We start from the raw sequence: 14,633 nt of genomic DNA, 5'->3' as shown, positions 1-14,633 counted from the left end.
GCTTCGTGGTTCTGCGAATATTCGGTCTCTCCTTCGCCGTGACGGTGATCTCCCTCATCGTCGCCGCGATCTACGGAGGCCCCCAGGCCGTCCTCCTCGTGCTGATCCTCTCGATCCTCGAGATCTCGCTGTCCTTCGACAACGCCGTCATCAACGCCACCGTCCTGCGCCGCATGAGCGACTTCTGGCAGAAGATCTTCCTCACCGTCGGCATCGTCATCGCGGTGTTCGGCATGCGCCTGGTCTTCCCCCTCGTCATCGTGTGGCTGGCCTCCGGCCTCGGCCCCGTCGCCGCACTCGACCTGGCCCTCAACCCGCCCGCCGACGGCGCCGCGTACTTCCCCGACGGCAGCGCCAGCTACGAAACCCTGCTCACCGACGCGCACCCGCAGATCGCGGCGTTCGGCGGCATGTTCCTGCTGATGCTGTTCCTCGGCTTCATCCTCGAAGAGCGCGAGATCACCTGGCTGTCCTGGCTGGAGAAGCCCCTCGCCCGCGCAGGCAAGCTCGACCAGCTGGCCGTCATCCTCGCCGGCGTGCTGCTGCTGATCACCGCCGCCTACATCGCCCCCGAGGACACCGTGTCCACGGTGATGATCGCCGGCGTCCTCGGCATGGTCACCTACATCGCCGTCAACGGTCTCGGTGAACTGTTCAACACCCCCGAGGAAGACGCGGACGGCGTCGCCGTCGAAGGATCCACCGGCGGGCCGAGCGCGCTGGCCAAGGCCACCGGCAAGGCCGGGTTCTTCCTGTTCCTGTACCTCGAGGTCCTCGACGCGTCGTTCTCCTTCGACGGTGTCATCGGCGCCTTCGCGATCACGTCCGACCCGATCATCATCGCCCTCGGCCTCGGCTTCGTCGGCGCGATGTTCGTCCGTTCCATCACCGTGTTCCTGGTCCGCAAGGGCACCCTCTCGGACTACGTGTACCTCGAGCACGGCGCCCACTGGGCCATCGGCGCACTGGCCGTGATCCTGCTCGTGTCCATCGGCTACCACGTCAACGAGAACGTCACCGGCCTCGTCGGTGTCGCCCTCATCGGCGCCGCGTTCATCTCCAGCATCGTCCGCAACCGCAAGGCCGCCGCGGCGGTCGGCGAAGCGGCAGACGACGTGGACGAGCAGAAGTCGGTGTCCGTCGGCTAGGTTCTGCCTGTACTCACATCCAGCGGCAGTGCACGTGACTCGGTCACGGGCACTGCCGCTCGACACTGGAAAGGGCACCATGGGGCGGCTGCTCGACAAGTCGAAGAAGGTGGTGGAGGCGCAACTCGCCGGAACCACCATCCGGGCGATTCAGGGTTCGATGATCGCCTACGAGGGCAATGTCAGTTTCAAGTCGGCAGGCTTCGGTGGCGGCGACGGTGTCCTCGCCGGAATGAAGCGGCGTGCCACGGGCGAGGCGCTGTCGCTGATGGAATGCTCCGGCCACGGTGTCGTGTACCTCGCGGTGGGCGGGCAGTACGTCTCGGTCGTCGACCTGGCGAACGAGACCCTGCAGGTGGAGTCGCAGCAGCTTCTCGCGCTGAGCGGCAACCTGAACACCAACGTCACGTTCACCGGACTGCGTGGCGGAGTCGGCGGTCAGGGCCTGTTCACCACGACCGTCTCCGGTCAGGGTCAGGTGGCCCTCCTGTCCGCGGGCGGACCGCTCATCCACCTCGAGGTGTCGCCGCAGTACCCCCTCGTGGTCGACCCCGACGCGTTCGTCTCGGCGCGCGGGCAGGTGACGCAGTCGTTCGTGACCGACGTGTCGTGGCGCAACGCCGTCGGCCAGGGCAACGGTGAGGCCTTCTCCCTCAAGTGGGACGGTCACGGCGTCGTCTCCATCCAACCGGCAGAGCGGTGAGCCCCATGGTCTTCTCGAAAGTGAACTCGAAGGTCGTCAAGGTCGACGTCGGCGCCGCAGGCGGAGTGGTGGCCCGCACCGGCGCGATGCTGTTCTACACCGGTCAGGTCCAGTTCTCGCCGCACCAGGTGCCCGGTTCCCAGTCGATGGCGGGCATGGGCGGATTCACCCGGATGGCCGGACGCATGATGCAGGGCGAGCACGAACGCACGATGCTGGCGCAGGGGCAGGGCGAGGTGCACTACGGCCACGCCGGGCTCGAGGTGCACGTCGTCGACATGTCGCAGGGCGGTGCCCTGTGCGTCGAGGCGTCGCGGCTGCTCGCTCACAATGCGGGACTGCAGAGTTCGGTGGTCTCGGTGGTGAGTCAGGGCGGCGGCGGCGGGCGCGGCATGCTCGGCGCGCTGCGCGGTGCGGCGGCAGGCGCCCTGTCCGGCACCGGCATGTTCACGACGCAGCTGTCCGGGTACGGGTCGGCGGTTCTGCTCGCGCACGGCGGTTTCATCGAACTCCCGGTCGGCGGACCGAATCCGGTGTTCGTCGACCCCGACGCGTTCGTCGGCACGTACGGGAGCGTCCAGGTGGAACTGAAATCCGCCGTCGGCTGGCGCGAGGCCATGGGCCGCGGCGTCGGGGAAGCGATGCAACTGCAGTGCACCGGTCAGGGAATCGTCTACGTTCAGGCCTCGGAGGAGAAACTGTGACCGCCATCCACAATCCGTCGACGCTCGGCGCCAGCGACAACATTCCCGACAACAGCTACGCGTTCTGCATCGACCTCACCGCACCCTGGTTCATCCGCAAGGGTGCGATGATCGCCTACTACGGCCAGATGCAGTTTCAGGCGCTGACCCACGGATTGCACGGCGCCGCACTGCACATGGTCGCCAACCAGTTCTCGGCGCCGTTGTACATGGGCGACTACGCGGTGGCCGAAGGATTCGGGAAACTGATCATCGGCGACCGCGGGTACGACATCAACTCGTACGACCTCGACGACGGCAACCTCACGATCCGGGCATCGAATCTCCTTGCGTTCGAACCGGGTCTGTCGCTGAACCAGTCCATCGTGCCGGGATTCCTGACACTCATCGGGACCGGAAAGTTCCTGGCGTCGTCCAACGGTCCGGTGATGTTCGCCGAACCGCCGCTGCGGATCGACCCCGAGGCCCTCGTCGGGTGGGCCGACTGCCCGTCCCCGAGCCACCATTACGACCAGGGGTGGATCAGCAATTTTCTCGCCGCGGGCGCCCACATGATGGGCATCAACTCCGGGGAGGAGCGGCAGTTCGACTTCACCGGCGCCGGAACGGTTCTGATCCAGTCCAGCGAGAAGGTTCTCAGCGACACCCATGTCGTGCGCAGCATCGAGGGCCAGATCCACGGGATCACGCCGAGCGGTCTGCAGCGACTCAACGGGGTGATCTCCGCCAAGCTGGCGGAGCAGCCTCGCTGACGTGCAGGAGATTGCCAGGCTGAGCGGAGAGTTGTGGCAGGGACGGGGAGCAATCTGATCTGTGTCAGGAAGTCCTGACGCCGCATCCGATTCGTTCCAGGAGGAACCGCATGAAGTCTGTCGTGACCAAGGCCGTCGCAACCGGTGGTATCGCCCTCGCAGCACTCGGCATCGGAGCCGGCGTTGCCAGCGCCGACCCGGTGGGCCACAACCCCGTCCCCGCCCAGCAGCAGCAGGCACCGCAGCCCCAGCCACAGCAGCAGCACGCTCCGCAGCAGCAGGAGCACCAGCAGGCGCCGAGCCCGCACGGATTCTGGTTCTTCGGCACCTGGGTTCCCCTGCCCTGATCTGCGTCCCCTCACAGGACGAAGGTGCCCTTCGACGCTCCCACGGCGCCGAAGGGCACCTTCGAATTTCTACCGCGCGTGGTGCTACCGGGTGGGCCGCATACTCGGATTGGGGCCGAGCGTGATCGTCCGGGTTCTCGGCAGCAGCCCGATCTCCTTCCACCCCGCGGTCAGCGTGATCGTCCCCGATTCCGGGTAGTCGCTGATCCAGTAGTGCGGCGCGGAGTGATATTCGGACGCGTCGGCGGCCGCGGTAGTCGACGTCGAATGCGGGTGACGGGCGTCGGCGACGCCCTCCATGTCGTCGACCCGGACGTTCACCGCGAGATACGACCACCGCGCCGAGGGATCGTCGGGATCGTCGAGCGGACGCGTCTCGTGACGCGCCAGATCAGCGGATCTGCCTCGCGCCGTCAACTCGATGCGCAACAGCATGCCCTTCGGGTGGGCGACGACCTCCGACAGGCGCAGGGTCACATCGCGGCTCGTCACGAGCTCGACCGGCCCGTGCACCACGATTCCCTCCGTGGCAGGCGGTGGTGCCGCCGGCCACCGCCTCTTGCGCATGACTCAATCGTCCCACCGGCTCCGATCGGCTGCCACAGCTACGTTCCGCGCACTCAGGGCAGCTGGGCCATGCCGTACACGTTCGTCGCCCGGACCCGGAGCACCTGCCTGCGCTCGGACACCATCGCGCGGCGGAAATCCTCCCAGTCGTCGTGCTCTTTCCCCGCCGCCAGCCGGAACACCTCGACGAGTTCGTCCGCCGCCGCGTCGTGCGGGTCCGCCACCACCGCGCTCAGTTCCGCGTCGCCCTCCACCACCGCGTAACTCCAGAAGTCGGTCGCGCTGACGTGCAGCGACACCCGAGGGTCCCGCGCGGCGTTGCGGGTCTTGGCCCGATCCGCCGTCACCGACACCCGCGCCGTCTGCGTGTCGGGATCCCAGGCGTAGATCACGTTCGACAACTGGGGGCGTCCGTCGCGTTTGACCGTCGCGAGGACCGCCCGGTTGTGTGTGGCGACGAGGTCGAGAAGTGGACGCCGGTCGTCTTTCGCATCGAGACTCATGCCTCACCCAACCACGGACGGCGAAGAGGTGTTCCCGTTCTTCCCCGGGATCGGTGTGATCGGACTCCCCCTGGCGATCCGCGGCGCTCCTACCGACGAGTAGGGCGGCTGCTTCGGAAAACATTGGCCGGTAACGTGTTCCAGGACGTTCCCGGCTACTCACCGGTACGCATTCCCGGGTGGGATCCGCCGTTTTTCTCGGGTACGCTCTCGTGATCCCGAGCCGGAAGGACCACACGTGAACGACTCATATCTCGTCATCGGCGAAACCACCGTGGCCCGACGGGTCTGCGCATCCCTTCGCGAAAGGGACTTCGACGTCCGCCATCTCGTCGCCCCCGACGACGACGAGCTGCGCCTGGCGATGGCGGACGAACCGCGCGGGATGGCGGTCCTGGTGCGCGACGACGTCGTCGCGCTGCGGTACGCGCTGGCCGCCGCGCACATCTCGGCGTCGATCCCGTTGGTGGTGACGATCTTCGACCGCACCGTCGCGGACCAGCTGTCCCACCTGCTCCCGCAATGCACGGTGACGTCACCGGCAGACCTCGCCGCGCCCACGCTCGCCGGCCCGTGCCTGGATCCCGAACTCGTCGCGGCCCGGCACGCGGGTGAGCACATGCTGACGGTCCGGATGATCGACGGCCACCTCGAGGGCGCGCACGTCGACCTGCCCCGGCGGAACTGGTGGCACACGGTGGCGACCGGTGCGACGGGTCTGCTGCGGTCGCACGACATCGGTACGCGCATCCTGCTCGGTGGGCTCGCCGGACTCCTCACCGTCCTGTTCGCCGACTGGCTGTGGCTGATCCTCGGTCAGCACGTGGCGCCGCTCGAGGCGTTCAACGAAGCGGTCCGCGTGGTGACCACGGTGGGTCCGGGAGCCGACACCCACGGCAGCCCCGCCTACGCCGTGTTCGCGTCGGTGGCGATGCTCTTCACCGTGGTGTTCACCGCCATGTTCACCGCCGGCATCATCGAACGCCTGCTCGGCCCCCGGCTGGTCGGCCTGGTGGGCAGCCGGGTCCTGCCCCGATCGGGGCACGTCATCGTCGTGGGTCTCGGTCAGGTCGGACTCCGGCTGTGCCGGGAACTGCAGGCGCTCGGGGTCGCGGTGGTGGGCGTCGAGCGCGACCCCCACGCCAAAAACCTGCGACTCGTCCGGGCGATGAACATCCCGACGGTCGTTGGCCACGGTGGCGACCGCGAACTCCTCGAACGACTGGGTGTGCGCCGCGCGCTGGCGCTGGCCGCCGTCGGCTCCGACGACCTCGACAACATCGCCGTGTCCGTGGCAGCGCAGGCCCTCTCCCCCGGACTGCGCCTGGTCCTGCGGGCCGGTGAGCAGGAGGCCATCGCGGAGACGAGGTCGCTGCTGCGGCTCGGGATCATCCGCGACGTCACCAGCCTCAGCGCCACGTACGTGGTGGCCGAGCTGATCGGCCTGCACCCACAGGGCGTCGTGGCGGACGGCAGCCACCTCTACCTGGAGGTGGCGACCGCGGACACGTCCGAGCCCGTCTTCACGGAACTGCCCGTGTCGCCGCGGATGAGCTGCCGCCACCTCGTCACCGCGTAGCGACCTAGCCGGTCACTGCCAGCGCGTCGATCTCGACGAGCATGACCTCGTGCGGGAGATCGACGAAAACCGTGGTGCGGCACGGCAGCTGACCACTCGGGACGTTCTCCGCGATGAACTCGCCGTACACGTCGTTCATCGCCGCGAAGTCGTCCCGGGTGGTGAGGTAGACCCGGAACATCAGCACGTCCTCCACACTCGCACCGCCGGCCTCGAGGATCGCCTTGACGTTCTCGAGAGTACGGCGGGTCTGCTCGCGCACGTCGCCTTCGGCGATGTACTTGTTCGTGACGGGGTCCATCGGGCCCTGCCCCGACACCTGGAGCATGTTGCCCTTCTTGATGCCCTGGCTGAACGTGTGCGCGGGGGCGGGGGCGCCTTCGGTGCGGATGACGGTGGTGTCGGACATATCGATTCTCCTGTGTGTCGTTACTTTTCGGGTGGACGGGGGACGGTCAGGGCTGGGCGCGGTATCCGCAGTCGCGGGAGATCCGCGCTCCCACGGCCTGGAGGGGTTCGAGCAGGTCGAGGACGCGTTCGTAGCTGAGGACGACGTCGGGCACCGAGACCGAGACGGCGGCGACGACGCGGCCGGACGCGCCGCGGATGGGCACTCCGATGCAGTTGACGGACGGCTCGTTCTCCTCCTGATCGTGTGCCCAGCCCTGCTCGCGGACCAGGCGGATCTCCTCGAGGTAGCGTTCGGGCGTCGTGATCGTGTTGGCCGTGCGCGACGAGAAGTCCATCGAGTCGACGACGGTCCGCAGTTCCGAATCCGGCAGGTCGGCGAGGATCACCTTCGCGACCGCGGTCGAATTGAGATTGGCGCGCAGCCCGATTCGCGAATACATCCGGATCTGATCGTGCGATTCGAGTTTGTCGATGTACACCACGTCGCCGCCCTCCATCGCCGCGAGGTGCGTGGTGCGACCATATTCGCGGTTGAACGCGACGAGGTGCGGTGACGCGATGCGCCGCACCTCCCGCTGATCGGTGGCCTGCGCGGCGAGTTCGAAGATGCGGGAACCGAGGTGGTACTGGTTGCTGTTGTCCCGGAACGTGAACCGCTCGTCTGACAGCGTTCGCAGCAGCCGCAGCACCGTGGTCTTGTGGACTCCGGTCGATTCGGCCAACTGGTCGAGGTTGGCGGGGCCGTTGCCGAGTTGCACCAGCAGGTGCAGGGCGCGGGAGACACTCTGACTCATCCGTTCACTCCACTTCCTCGGAGGGCGAAGCCGTCGGCGGTGACGCTCGTTGCCGCCCAGTCTGATTCGGAACAGTGCAGCAGCGCGTCGAGCAGAGCGGCGGGCGGCGGGGGCGCCGAGTCGGCGGCGACTGTCAGGGTCGCGGCGGCACCGATGTGCCCGCGGCGCAGGCAGCGCGCCTGATCCTCGCCGCGCACGACACCGCTGAGATATCCGGCGGCGAACGCGTCGCCCGCGCCGACGGGTTCGACGACGTCGACGCGGAGCGCGGGAACGGCGATGCTGCGACCACTGCGGTCGACTGCGAGGGCCCGGTGCGCGCCGTCCTTGACGACGACGGTGGCGGGCGCCGGCAGGATCAACCGCAACTCGTGCGGATCCGCGGTGCCCAGCACGCGCAGGGCCTCGTCCGCGCCGACGAGCACCAGATCGGCGAGATTCGCCAGTTCCACGACCATCCGCGGGTCGCCGTCCGGCCACAGTTGTTCACGCCAGTTGACGTCGAAGCTGACGACTCCGGAGATCCCCGGCCGGTCGCGGAGCAGTCTCCGCATCAGGGCGAGGCACGAATCGGACAGGGCCGGTGTGATTCCACTGCAGTGGACCACGGCGGCGCGGCCGAACAGTTCCGCGACCGCCGGCCGGTCGAGGAATCCGGGGTCCATGGCCGACGCCGCCGAACCCGCCCGGGAATACAGGCTGTCGGTGCGCGGCTCGCCGTGCTCGTCGAGGGCGGTGGTCTTCGAGTAGTGACCGGTGGGCCGCGCGGGGTCGACCTCGATCGCACGGTCGTCGACACCCCGCGCCTGCAGTTCGGTGCGGATGAGGGTGCCGAACTCGTCGTCGCCGAGCCGTCCGACCCACGCAGCCGGGACACCGAGCGCGGCGAGACCCGCGGCGACGTTCGCCTCCGCGCCGGCGAGGTGGAGCGTCGAGTCCGGAGCCACCAGGACCATCGCCTCACCGAGGCACGCGACACCGGACTCGGGGGTGGGGGTCGATTCCTGCACTTGTTACCTCTGCGACTGCTCGGACCGGCACGGCGGTTGGGTTTCGAGAGCCCTCGCCGCGGTGATGCGTGCCGCATCGGACCGTTGACGATGACCCAGCCCAATGCTAGACATAGGAGACGCAAAAACGCAATCACCGTTGCATAGAGCGCAACGTAGCACTTCACGGCCCTTCTTTTGAAGCCGGCCAGCCCCACAGAACCCCGAACGACAGGATCGACGATGACGATCAGCGGAACGGACGCACTCGATTCCGGCGCCTTGGCGGAGCTCGACGAGCTGCGCCTGTCCGACGTGGACAAAGCCCTCCCCTCCGCGGCGAACGGCCAGACCAAGGCCGAGTTCCTCGCCACCCGGCCGAGGCTGTCCGCGTTCAGCACCCCGGTGATGGTGCTCGACGAGACGGCCATCGCCGGCAACCTCGACACCATGGCAGCGTGGTGCCGGGCGCACGGAGTCGACCTCGCTCCGCACGGGAAGACGACCATGTCCCCGGTGCTGTGGGACCGGCAGATCCGCGGCGGCGCGTGGGGGATCACGCTCGCGAACTTCGGTCAGCTCCGGGTGGCGGTGCGATTCGGGGCGCGCCGGGTGCAGATCGCGAACTCGCTCGTGGACCCGACCGCCCTGCGGTGGCTGGCCGAGCAGATGGAAGCGGACCAGGAACTCGAAGTCCTGATGTGGGCCGACTCCCCGCAGACGGTCGACGCGATGACCGCGGCACTCGCCGACGTCACGGTGGTCCGGCCGCTGCCCGTGCTCGTCGAACTCGGCGGAGCGGGCGGCCGCACCGGCGCACGATCGGTGGACGAGGCCGTGGCGGTCGCCGAACGAATCGGGGAGATCCCCGCACTGCAATTGGCCGGCGTCTCCGGCTACGAGGGGGCGCTCGCCCACGACGCCTCCGAGGAGTCCCTCGCCCGGGTCCGGGCGTACCTCCGGTCGATGGCCGAACTGCACCGCAGGCTCGAGGCCGAGGGGCGCTACCCGGAAGGTCGGGACGTCTACGTGACCGCAGGCGGCAGTGCCTATTTCGACGTGGTCGCGGAAGTGCTCGCCGAACTCGCGGGCGGCAGAACCAAAGTGGTGGTCCGCGCCGGCGCGTACATCATCCACGACGACGGCTTCTACACCGGGATCACCCCGTTCGGCCGCGGCGGAGACGAGCAGGAACGTCGACTCACGTCGGCGATGCACACGTGGGCCCGGGTGGTGTCCCGCCCCGAGCCCGGCCTCGCTCTGCTCGACGCAGGCAAGCGCGACGTCCCGTTCGACGAGGGACTGCCCACCGCGCAGGCCGTCGCCGGCGCGCTCGGGGCGGCGCCGCAGCCCCTCGTCGGCGCCGAAGTGACCGCCGTCAACGACCAGCACGCGTTCCTCCGGCTCGATCCCGCACGGCCCGAACACGATCTGCGCGTCGGCGACGTCGTCCGGCTCGGTCTCTCCCACCCGTGCACCGCCTTCGACAAGTGGCGGTGGATACCCGTCGTCGGTGACGACTCCGACGATCCCGTCGTCGTCGACCTGATCCGCACCTTCTTCTGATCCCCCGCCGAGGACTCACACCATGACCACTCTGATCCGTTCCGCCACCGTCGTCGACGGGTCGGAGGCGCCGCGGTACCGCGCCGACGTGCTCGTCGACGGAGACCGGATCGCCGATATCCGGCCCGAGGCAGATCACTCCGCGACCGAACTCCCCGCCGCGGTTCGTGTGATCGACGCCGACGGCCTGGTGCTCGCGCCCGGATTCATCGACATGCACGCCCACTCGGACCTGCAGATCCTGCTGAACCCCGAGCACCCGTCGCGGATCACGCAGGGAGTCACCACCGAGGTACTCGGTCAGGACGGACTGTCCTACGCACCGGTCACCGACGACGTCCTCGCCGTGGTCCGGCGCAAGATCGCGGGATGGAACACCGATCCCGAGGGCTTCGACTTCTCCTGGCGGAGCGTGGGTGAGTACCTCGACAGGCTCGATCGCGGGATCGCCACCAACGTCGCGTATCTCGTCCCGCACGGGGTGGTCCGGGCGCTGGTAGTGGGCTGGGACGATCGCCCGGCGACGCCGCCGGAGATCGCAGAGATGCAGCGGATCGTGGCGCAGTCCATGGTGGAGGGCGCCGTCGGGTTGTCCGCGGGGCTGACCTACACGCCGGGGATGTACGCGGACAACGAGGAGTTGCTGGCACTGTGCCGGACCGTCGCCGAGTACGGCGGCTACTTCTCCCCGCACCACCGGTCGTACGGCGCCGGGGCCATGGAGGCCTACGCCGAGATGGTGGACCTGACGTCGCGGGCCGGGTGCGCGCTGCATCTCGCGCACGCCACCCTGAACTTCGGACCCAACAAGGGCCGCGCCCCGGAACTGCTGGCCCTGCTCGACTCGGCCGTATCCGCCGGTGCGGACATCAGTCTCGACACCTACCCGTATCTTCCCGGCGCCACCACGCTGTCGGCGATCCTGCCGAGTTGGGCGTCGGCGGGCAGCATGGAGCAGACCCTCGACCGGCTCCGGGATCCCGTTGCCCTCGAACGCATCCGGGAGCATCTCGAGGTCACCGGATCCGACGGCTGCCACGGCGTGATCGCCGAGTGGCACACCCTCGAGATCAGCGGCGTGCAGAACCCGGAACTCGACGCCTACGTCGGGAAGACGGTCGCGGACATCGCCGCCGAGGAGAACCGCGACCCCTTCGACGTGTGCATCGACATCCTGGTCCGCGACCAACTCGGCAGCGGCATTCTGCAGCACGTCGGGCACGAGGAGAACGTGCGCGCGATCATGCAGCACCCCCGGCATACCGGCGGCAGCGACGGACTGCTGGTCGGCGCGAAACCGCACCCCCGCGGCTGGGGAACGTTCGCACGCTACCTCGGGCACTACTGCCGCGACCTCGGCCTGATGTCCCTCGAGGAGTGCGTCGGTCACCTCAGCGGCCGCGCCGCGACCCGGTTGCGGCTCGTCGACCGCGGATTCGTCCGCCCCGGATACGCCGCCGATCTGGTGCTGTTCGATCCGGACACGGTCGGCGACACCGCGACCTACGCCCGGCCACGTCAGGCTGCGACCGGTTTCACTCACGTATTCGTCCGCGGCCACCTCGCCCTCGAGGACGGCCGCCTCACCGGCGCGACCGCCGGAAGAGCGTTGCGCCGCGAAGAAGGAGGAGCAGTCCGATGACCGAGATCGACATTCTGCGGGCCGACCGGGTCCTGACGGTGGTGCGCGCGGAGACCATCCCCGACGCCGCCGACCTGTGTCACGCGCTCGCGGAGGGCGGGATCCGGACGGTCGAGTTGACGTTCACCACCCCCGACGTGCTCCATCACCTCGGCCGCGCCGCCGACGCCGCCGCCGCGGCGGGCAGCATCCTCGGCGTCGGAACCGTGATGACCGGCGACCAGGCCGCGGCCGCGATCGACGCCGGCGCCCGCTTCCTCGTCACCCCCGGCATCCGCCCGGACGTCGCGAAAGTCGCCACGGGACGGTCGATTCCCGTCTTCCTCGGCGCGTTCACCCCCACCGAGGTGGCGATGGCCGTCGACCTCGGATCCGCCGCGGTCAAGATCTTCCCCGCCAAGCGACTCGGCCCCGGCTACCTGTCCGACCTGCACGGCCCGTATCCCGGCGTGGAACTCCTGCCGTCGGGCGGGATCAACGATGCCAACGCCCGCGAGTTCCTCGACGCCGGCGCACTCGCCGTGTGCGCCGGCACCAGCGTCGTCCCACCGTCCAGCGTCGCGGCAGGCAACTGGACCGACATCACCGACCGCGCCCGCGCGTTCGTCACCGCGCTCTCGGCCTGAGCACCCTTCCCCTTCTCCCTGGAGACGCAATGACGTCGTTCGTCGACTGGCTGCAGCACGACACAGCCGGACTCCTCACTCTCGCAGCGATATCCATCGCCGTGCTGCTGGTCCTCATCATCAAACTCAAGCTCGAGCCGTTCATCGCGCTGATCGTCGTCGGCGTCGGCGTCGCTCTCATCGCGGGAGTGTCGGTGGTCGAACTGGTCGGCACCCCGACGTCGGCGGCCGACTCCATTCTGGAGAAGGGCTTCGGCGGGATCCTGGGGCACATCACTCCGATCATCGGCCTCGGCACCGTCCTCGGCGCGATGATGGAACGCTCCGGTGGCGCCGACGTGCTGACGGAGCGACTGCTGAAGTTGTTCGGGCCCAAGGGCGCACCGCTGGCGATGGGTGTCACCGGTCTCGTGCTCGGCATCCCCGTCTTCTTCGACATCGGCATCTTCATCCTCGCCCCGCTCGTGTACGTGGCGGCCAAGCGCGGCGGCAAGTCGCTGGTGATGTACGCGATGCCGATGCTCGCCGGCCTGTCCATGACGCACGCGTTCCTGCCCCCGCACCCGGGCCCCGTCGCCGCGGCCGGTCTGCTGCACGTCGACATGGGCTGGATCATCATCATGGGCCTCGCGTGCGGTATCCCCGCCTGGTTCGTCAGTGGCGTCGTCTGGGGTACCTGGATCGGCAAGCGCGTGATCATCGAGGTGCCGGACGAGTTCATCCCGGAGGAGCCGGACGAGTTCAACCCGGAGGAGGGGGACAGGAACCCGCCGCTCTGGCTGATCTCGTTCATCATCCTCGTGCCGATGGTGCTGATCCTCGGTGCGACGGTCGGCAACGTGGTGCTCGACGAGGGCACCGCCCTGTCGGTCCTGATCTTCCTCGGCACCCCGACGATCGCGTTGACCATCGCCGTCCTGCTGGCGCTGTACCTGCTCGGCATCCGCCGCGGAATCTCCGCGCAGGAGATCGGCGGCATGTCCGCGGCCGCACTGAAACCGGTCGGCATGATCCTGCTCGTCGTCGGCGCAGGCGCGTTCTTCGGTGCGGTCCTGCGCGCCACCGGAGTCGGGCAGGCCCTCGCCGATTCGATGGACGCCCTCGGGCTTCCGGTCATCCTGTCCGCGTACCTGATCAGCTGCGCACTGCGCATCGCCCAGGGTTCGGCGACCGTCGCCATCGTCACCACCGCAGGCGTCATCGAACCGTCCATCGCCGCGGGGAACTACACCTCCGCGCAGATCGCCCTGATCGTCATCGCCGTGTCGGCCGGATCCATCATCGCCAGCCACGTCAACGACGGCGGATTCTGGATCGTGTCACGGTATTTCAACATGTCGGTGAAAGACACCCTGAAGACGTGGACGGTGCTCGAAACCATCCTCTCGATCGTCGGCTTCGCGATGGCCTCGCTGATCTGGGTGCTCGTCTAGCTGCCGGACTCCGCGTCGCGCAGCACCCGCGCCGCCCCGACGAACGTCCGCACCTGCCCGTCGTCCCACACATGCGCGGGCACACCGCCGCCCAGCAGTGTGCGGACGAGGGCGGGGTCGTCGCCGATCGGCACGTCGCTGCCCGCGATCACGATGTTGCCGTACCGGCGGCCCTTCAGCATCGCGGGATCGGCGATCGCCGTCGTGTGCGGGAACACGCTGCCGATGGTCGCCGCCTCCCGGCGCGCGAGAACGAGGTCGCGGGTGTCGCCGCAGTTCACCACGTAGATCCCGCCGGGTGCCAGCACCCGCCGCACGTGCCCGGTGAACTCCGTCGTCGTCAACGATGCCGGAGTCGTGTTACCGGCGAACACGTCGCGGACGATCAGGTCGCGGCTCGACTCCGTCAACGTCTCAGTGACCGCCCGCGCCTCCCCCACCCGCAGTCGCAGCAGCGGGGCCCGCGGCAGGTCGAACCAGTCGCGGACCAGTTCGGCGAGCTTGCCGTCGAGTTCGACCACCACCTGCCGGGCGTCCGGATAGCGGGCGGCGAGATGTCGGGCGAGCGAGCAGGCGCCGCCCCCGAGGTGCAGGGCACGCACCCGCTGATCCGTGCTCCAGTGCGAGGCGACCAGTTCGGCGATCCACCGCATGTACTCGAAGTCGAGGTACGTGGGGTCAGACAAGTCGATGTGCGAACTCTCGACGCCGTTCACCTTCAGCACCCAGCCGTGCGGGTTGACGTTGTCCACGGCGAGTTCGCACGTCCCCGTGTCGATCGGGTACACGCCGGGCACCGGACCCCCGTCGGATGTCCCGGCAGCCCGACCGCCGCGCTGCCTGCCCATCGTCCGTCTTCCCTACTGCTC

16 protein-coding genes are annotated in these 14,633 nt (G+C 68.6%); 10 read left to right on the top strand and 6 right to left on the bottom strand.

Annotated elements, in window-relative coordinates; translation table 11 throughout:
- Positions 1-5: 5 nt before the first annotated feature.
- The 5 genes from MLGJGCBP_RS43550 to MLGJGCBP_RS43530 all read left to right on the top strand — a co-directional run bounded on the left by MLGJGCBP_RS43550 (position 6) and on the right by MLGJGCBP_RS43530 (position 3,654).
- The gene (locus tag MLGJGCBP_RS43550) at positions 6-1,148 is read left to right on the top strand and encodes a DUF475 domain-containing protein (RefSeq protein WP_160103831.1); all 1,143 of its coding nucleotides are present in this window, start codon (positions 6-8) and stop codon (positions 1,146-1,148) included.
- 79 nt (positions 1,149-1,227) lie between these two features.
- Positions 1,228-1,851, top strand: a complete 624-nt coding sequence (locus tag MLGJGCBP_RS43545; RefSeq protein WP_009475139.1) for an AIM24 family protein — start codon at positions 1,228-1,230, stop codon at positions 1,849-1,851.
- A 5-nt stretch (positions 1,852-1,856) separates the two neighbouring features.
- On the top strand, positions 1,857-2,555 hold the full coding sequence (locus MLGJGCBP_RS43540) for an AIM24 family protein (RefSeq protein ID WP_124393958.1): 699 nt from the start codon (positions 1,857-1,859) through the stop codon (positions 2,553-2,555).
- Positions 2,552-3,307, top strand: a complete 756-nt coding sequence (locus tag MLGJGCBP_RS43535) for an AIM24 family protein (RefSeq protein ID WP_087555178.1) — start codon at positions 2,552-2,554, stop codon at positions 3,305-3,307. The genes MLGJGCBP_RS43540 and MLGJGCBP_RS43535 overlap by 4 nt, the downstream gene beginning before the upstream one ends.
- 110 nt (positions 3,308-3,417) lie before the next feature.
- The gene (locus MLGJGCBP_RS43530) at positions 3,418-3,654 is read left to right on the top strand and encodes a hypothetical protein (RefSeq protein ID WP_087555177.1); all 237 of its coding nucleotides are present in this window, start codon (positions 3,418-3,420) and stop codon (positions 3,652-3,654) included.
- Positions 3,655-3,738: 84 nt separating this feature from the next.
- Here MLGJGCBP_RS43530 and MLGJGCBP_RS43525 read toward each other — a convergent pair whose 3' ends face one another.
- Together MLGJGCBP_RS43525 and MLGJGCBP_RS43520 are read right to left on the bottom strand one after the other, a co-directional pair.
- Positions 3,739-4,221 (bottom strand): hypothetical protein, encoded by a 483-nt coding sequence (locus MLGJGCBP_RS43525; RefSeq protein WP_087555176.1) that lies wholly within the window; start codon positions 4,219-4,221, stop codon positions 3,739-3,741.
- 53 nt (positions 4,222-4,274) lie between these two features.
- Entirely contained in the window at positions 4,275-4,724 is a 450-nt protein-coding gene (locus MLGJGCBP_RS43520) for a PPOX class F420-dependent oxidoreductase (RefSeq protein ID WP_160103829.1), read from the bottom strand.
- 238 nt (positions 4,725-4,962) lie between these two features.
- On the opposite strand from MLGJGCBP_RS43520, the gene MLGJGCBP_RS43515 reads away from it, so the two are divergent.
- Complete coding sequence (locus tag MLGJGCBP_RS43515) at positions 4,963-6,303, top strand: potassium channel family protein (RefSeq protein ID WP_160103827.1); 1,341 nt, start codon at positions 4,963-4,965, stop codon at positions 6,301-6,303.
- Between the two features lie 4 nt (positions 6,304-6,307).
- On the opposite strand, the gene MLGJGCBP_RS43510 is transcribed toward MLGJGCBP_RS43515, so the two are convergent.
- The 3 genes from MLGJGCBP_RS43510 to MLGJGCBP_RS43500 are packed head-to-tail and all read right to left on the bottom strand — an operon-like array spanning position 6,308 to position 8,518.
- Entirely contained in the window at positions 6,308-6,712 is a 405-nt protein-coding gene (locus tag MLGJGCBP_RS43510) for a RidA family protein (protein WP_005251231.1), read from the bottom strand.
- 46 nt (positions 6,713-6,758) lie between these two features.
- Positions 6,759-7,508, bottom strand: coding sequence for an IclR family transcriptional regulator (locus MLGJGCBP_RS43505; protein WP_087558018.1), 750 nt, complete (start codon positions 7,506-7,508; stop codon positions 6,759-6,761).
- Entirely contained in the window at positions 7,505-8,518 is a 1,014-nt protein-coding gene (locus MLGJGCBP_RS43500; RefSeq protein ID WP_160103825.1) for a sugar kinase, read from the bottom strand. The genes MLGJGCBP_RS43505 and MLGJGCBP_RS43500 overlap by 4 nt, the downstream gene beginning before the upstream one ends.
- 222 nt (positions 8,519-8,740) lie before the next feature.
- On the opposite strand from MLGJGCBP_RS43500, the gene MLGJGCBP_RS43495 reads away from it, so the two are divergent.
- The 4 genes from MLGJGCBP_RS43495 to MLGJGCBP_RS43480 are packed head-to-tail and all read left to right on the top strand — an operon-like array spanning position 8,741 to position 13,764.
- Complete coding sequence (locus tag MLGJGCBP_RS43495; RefSeq protein WP_160103823.1) at positions 8,741-10,063, top strand: amino acid deaminase; 1,323 nt, start codon at positions 8,741-8,743, stop codon at positions 10,061-10,063.
- Positions 10,064-10,085: 22 nt separating this feature from the next.
- A complete protein-coding gene (locus MLGJGCBP_RS43490) occupies positions 10,086-11,705 on the top strand; it encodes an N-acyl-D-amino-acid deacylase family protein (RefSeq protein WP_160103821.1) in 1,620 nt (539 codons plus the stop codon).
- A complete protein-coding gene (locus tag MLGJGCBP_RS43485) occupies positions 11,702-12,331 on the top strand; it encodes a bifunctional 4-hydroxy-2-oxoglutarate aldolase/2-dehydro-3-deoxy-phosphogluconate aldolase (RefSeq protein ID WP_160103819.1) in 630 nt (209 codons plus the stop codon). Before MLGJGCBP_RS43490 ends, MLGJGCBP_RS43485 begins: the two co-directional genes overlap by 4 nt.
- Positions 12,332-12,360: 29 nt before the next feature.
- A complete protein-coding gene (locus tag MLGJGCBP_RS43480; RefSeq protein ID WP_160103817.1) occupies positions 12,361-13,764 on the top strand; it encodes a GntP family permease in 1,404 nt (467 codons plus the stop codon).
- On the opposite strand, the gene MLGJGCBP_RS43475 is transcribed toward MLGJGCBP_RS43480, so the two are convergent.
- A complete protein-coding gene (locus MLGJGCBP_RS43475; protein ID WP_160103815.1) occupies positions 13,761-14,612 on the bottom strand; it encodes a spermidine synthase in 852 nt (283 codons plus the stop codon). The two genes, MLGJGCBP_RS43480 and MLGJGCBP_RS43475, sit on opposite strands and share 4 nt — an antisense overlap.
- Between the last annotated feature and the right edge of the window lie 21 nt (positions 14,613-14,633).

The sequence above is a fragment of the Rhodococcus sp. T7 genome (assembly GCF_009872365.1).
Lineage (GTDB): Bacteria > Actinomycetota > Actinomycetes > Mycobacteriales > Mycobacteriaceae > Rhodococcus_F.
This window is presented reverse-complemented; position numbering and strand designations above follow the sequence as displayed.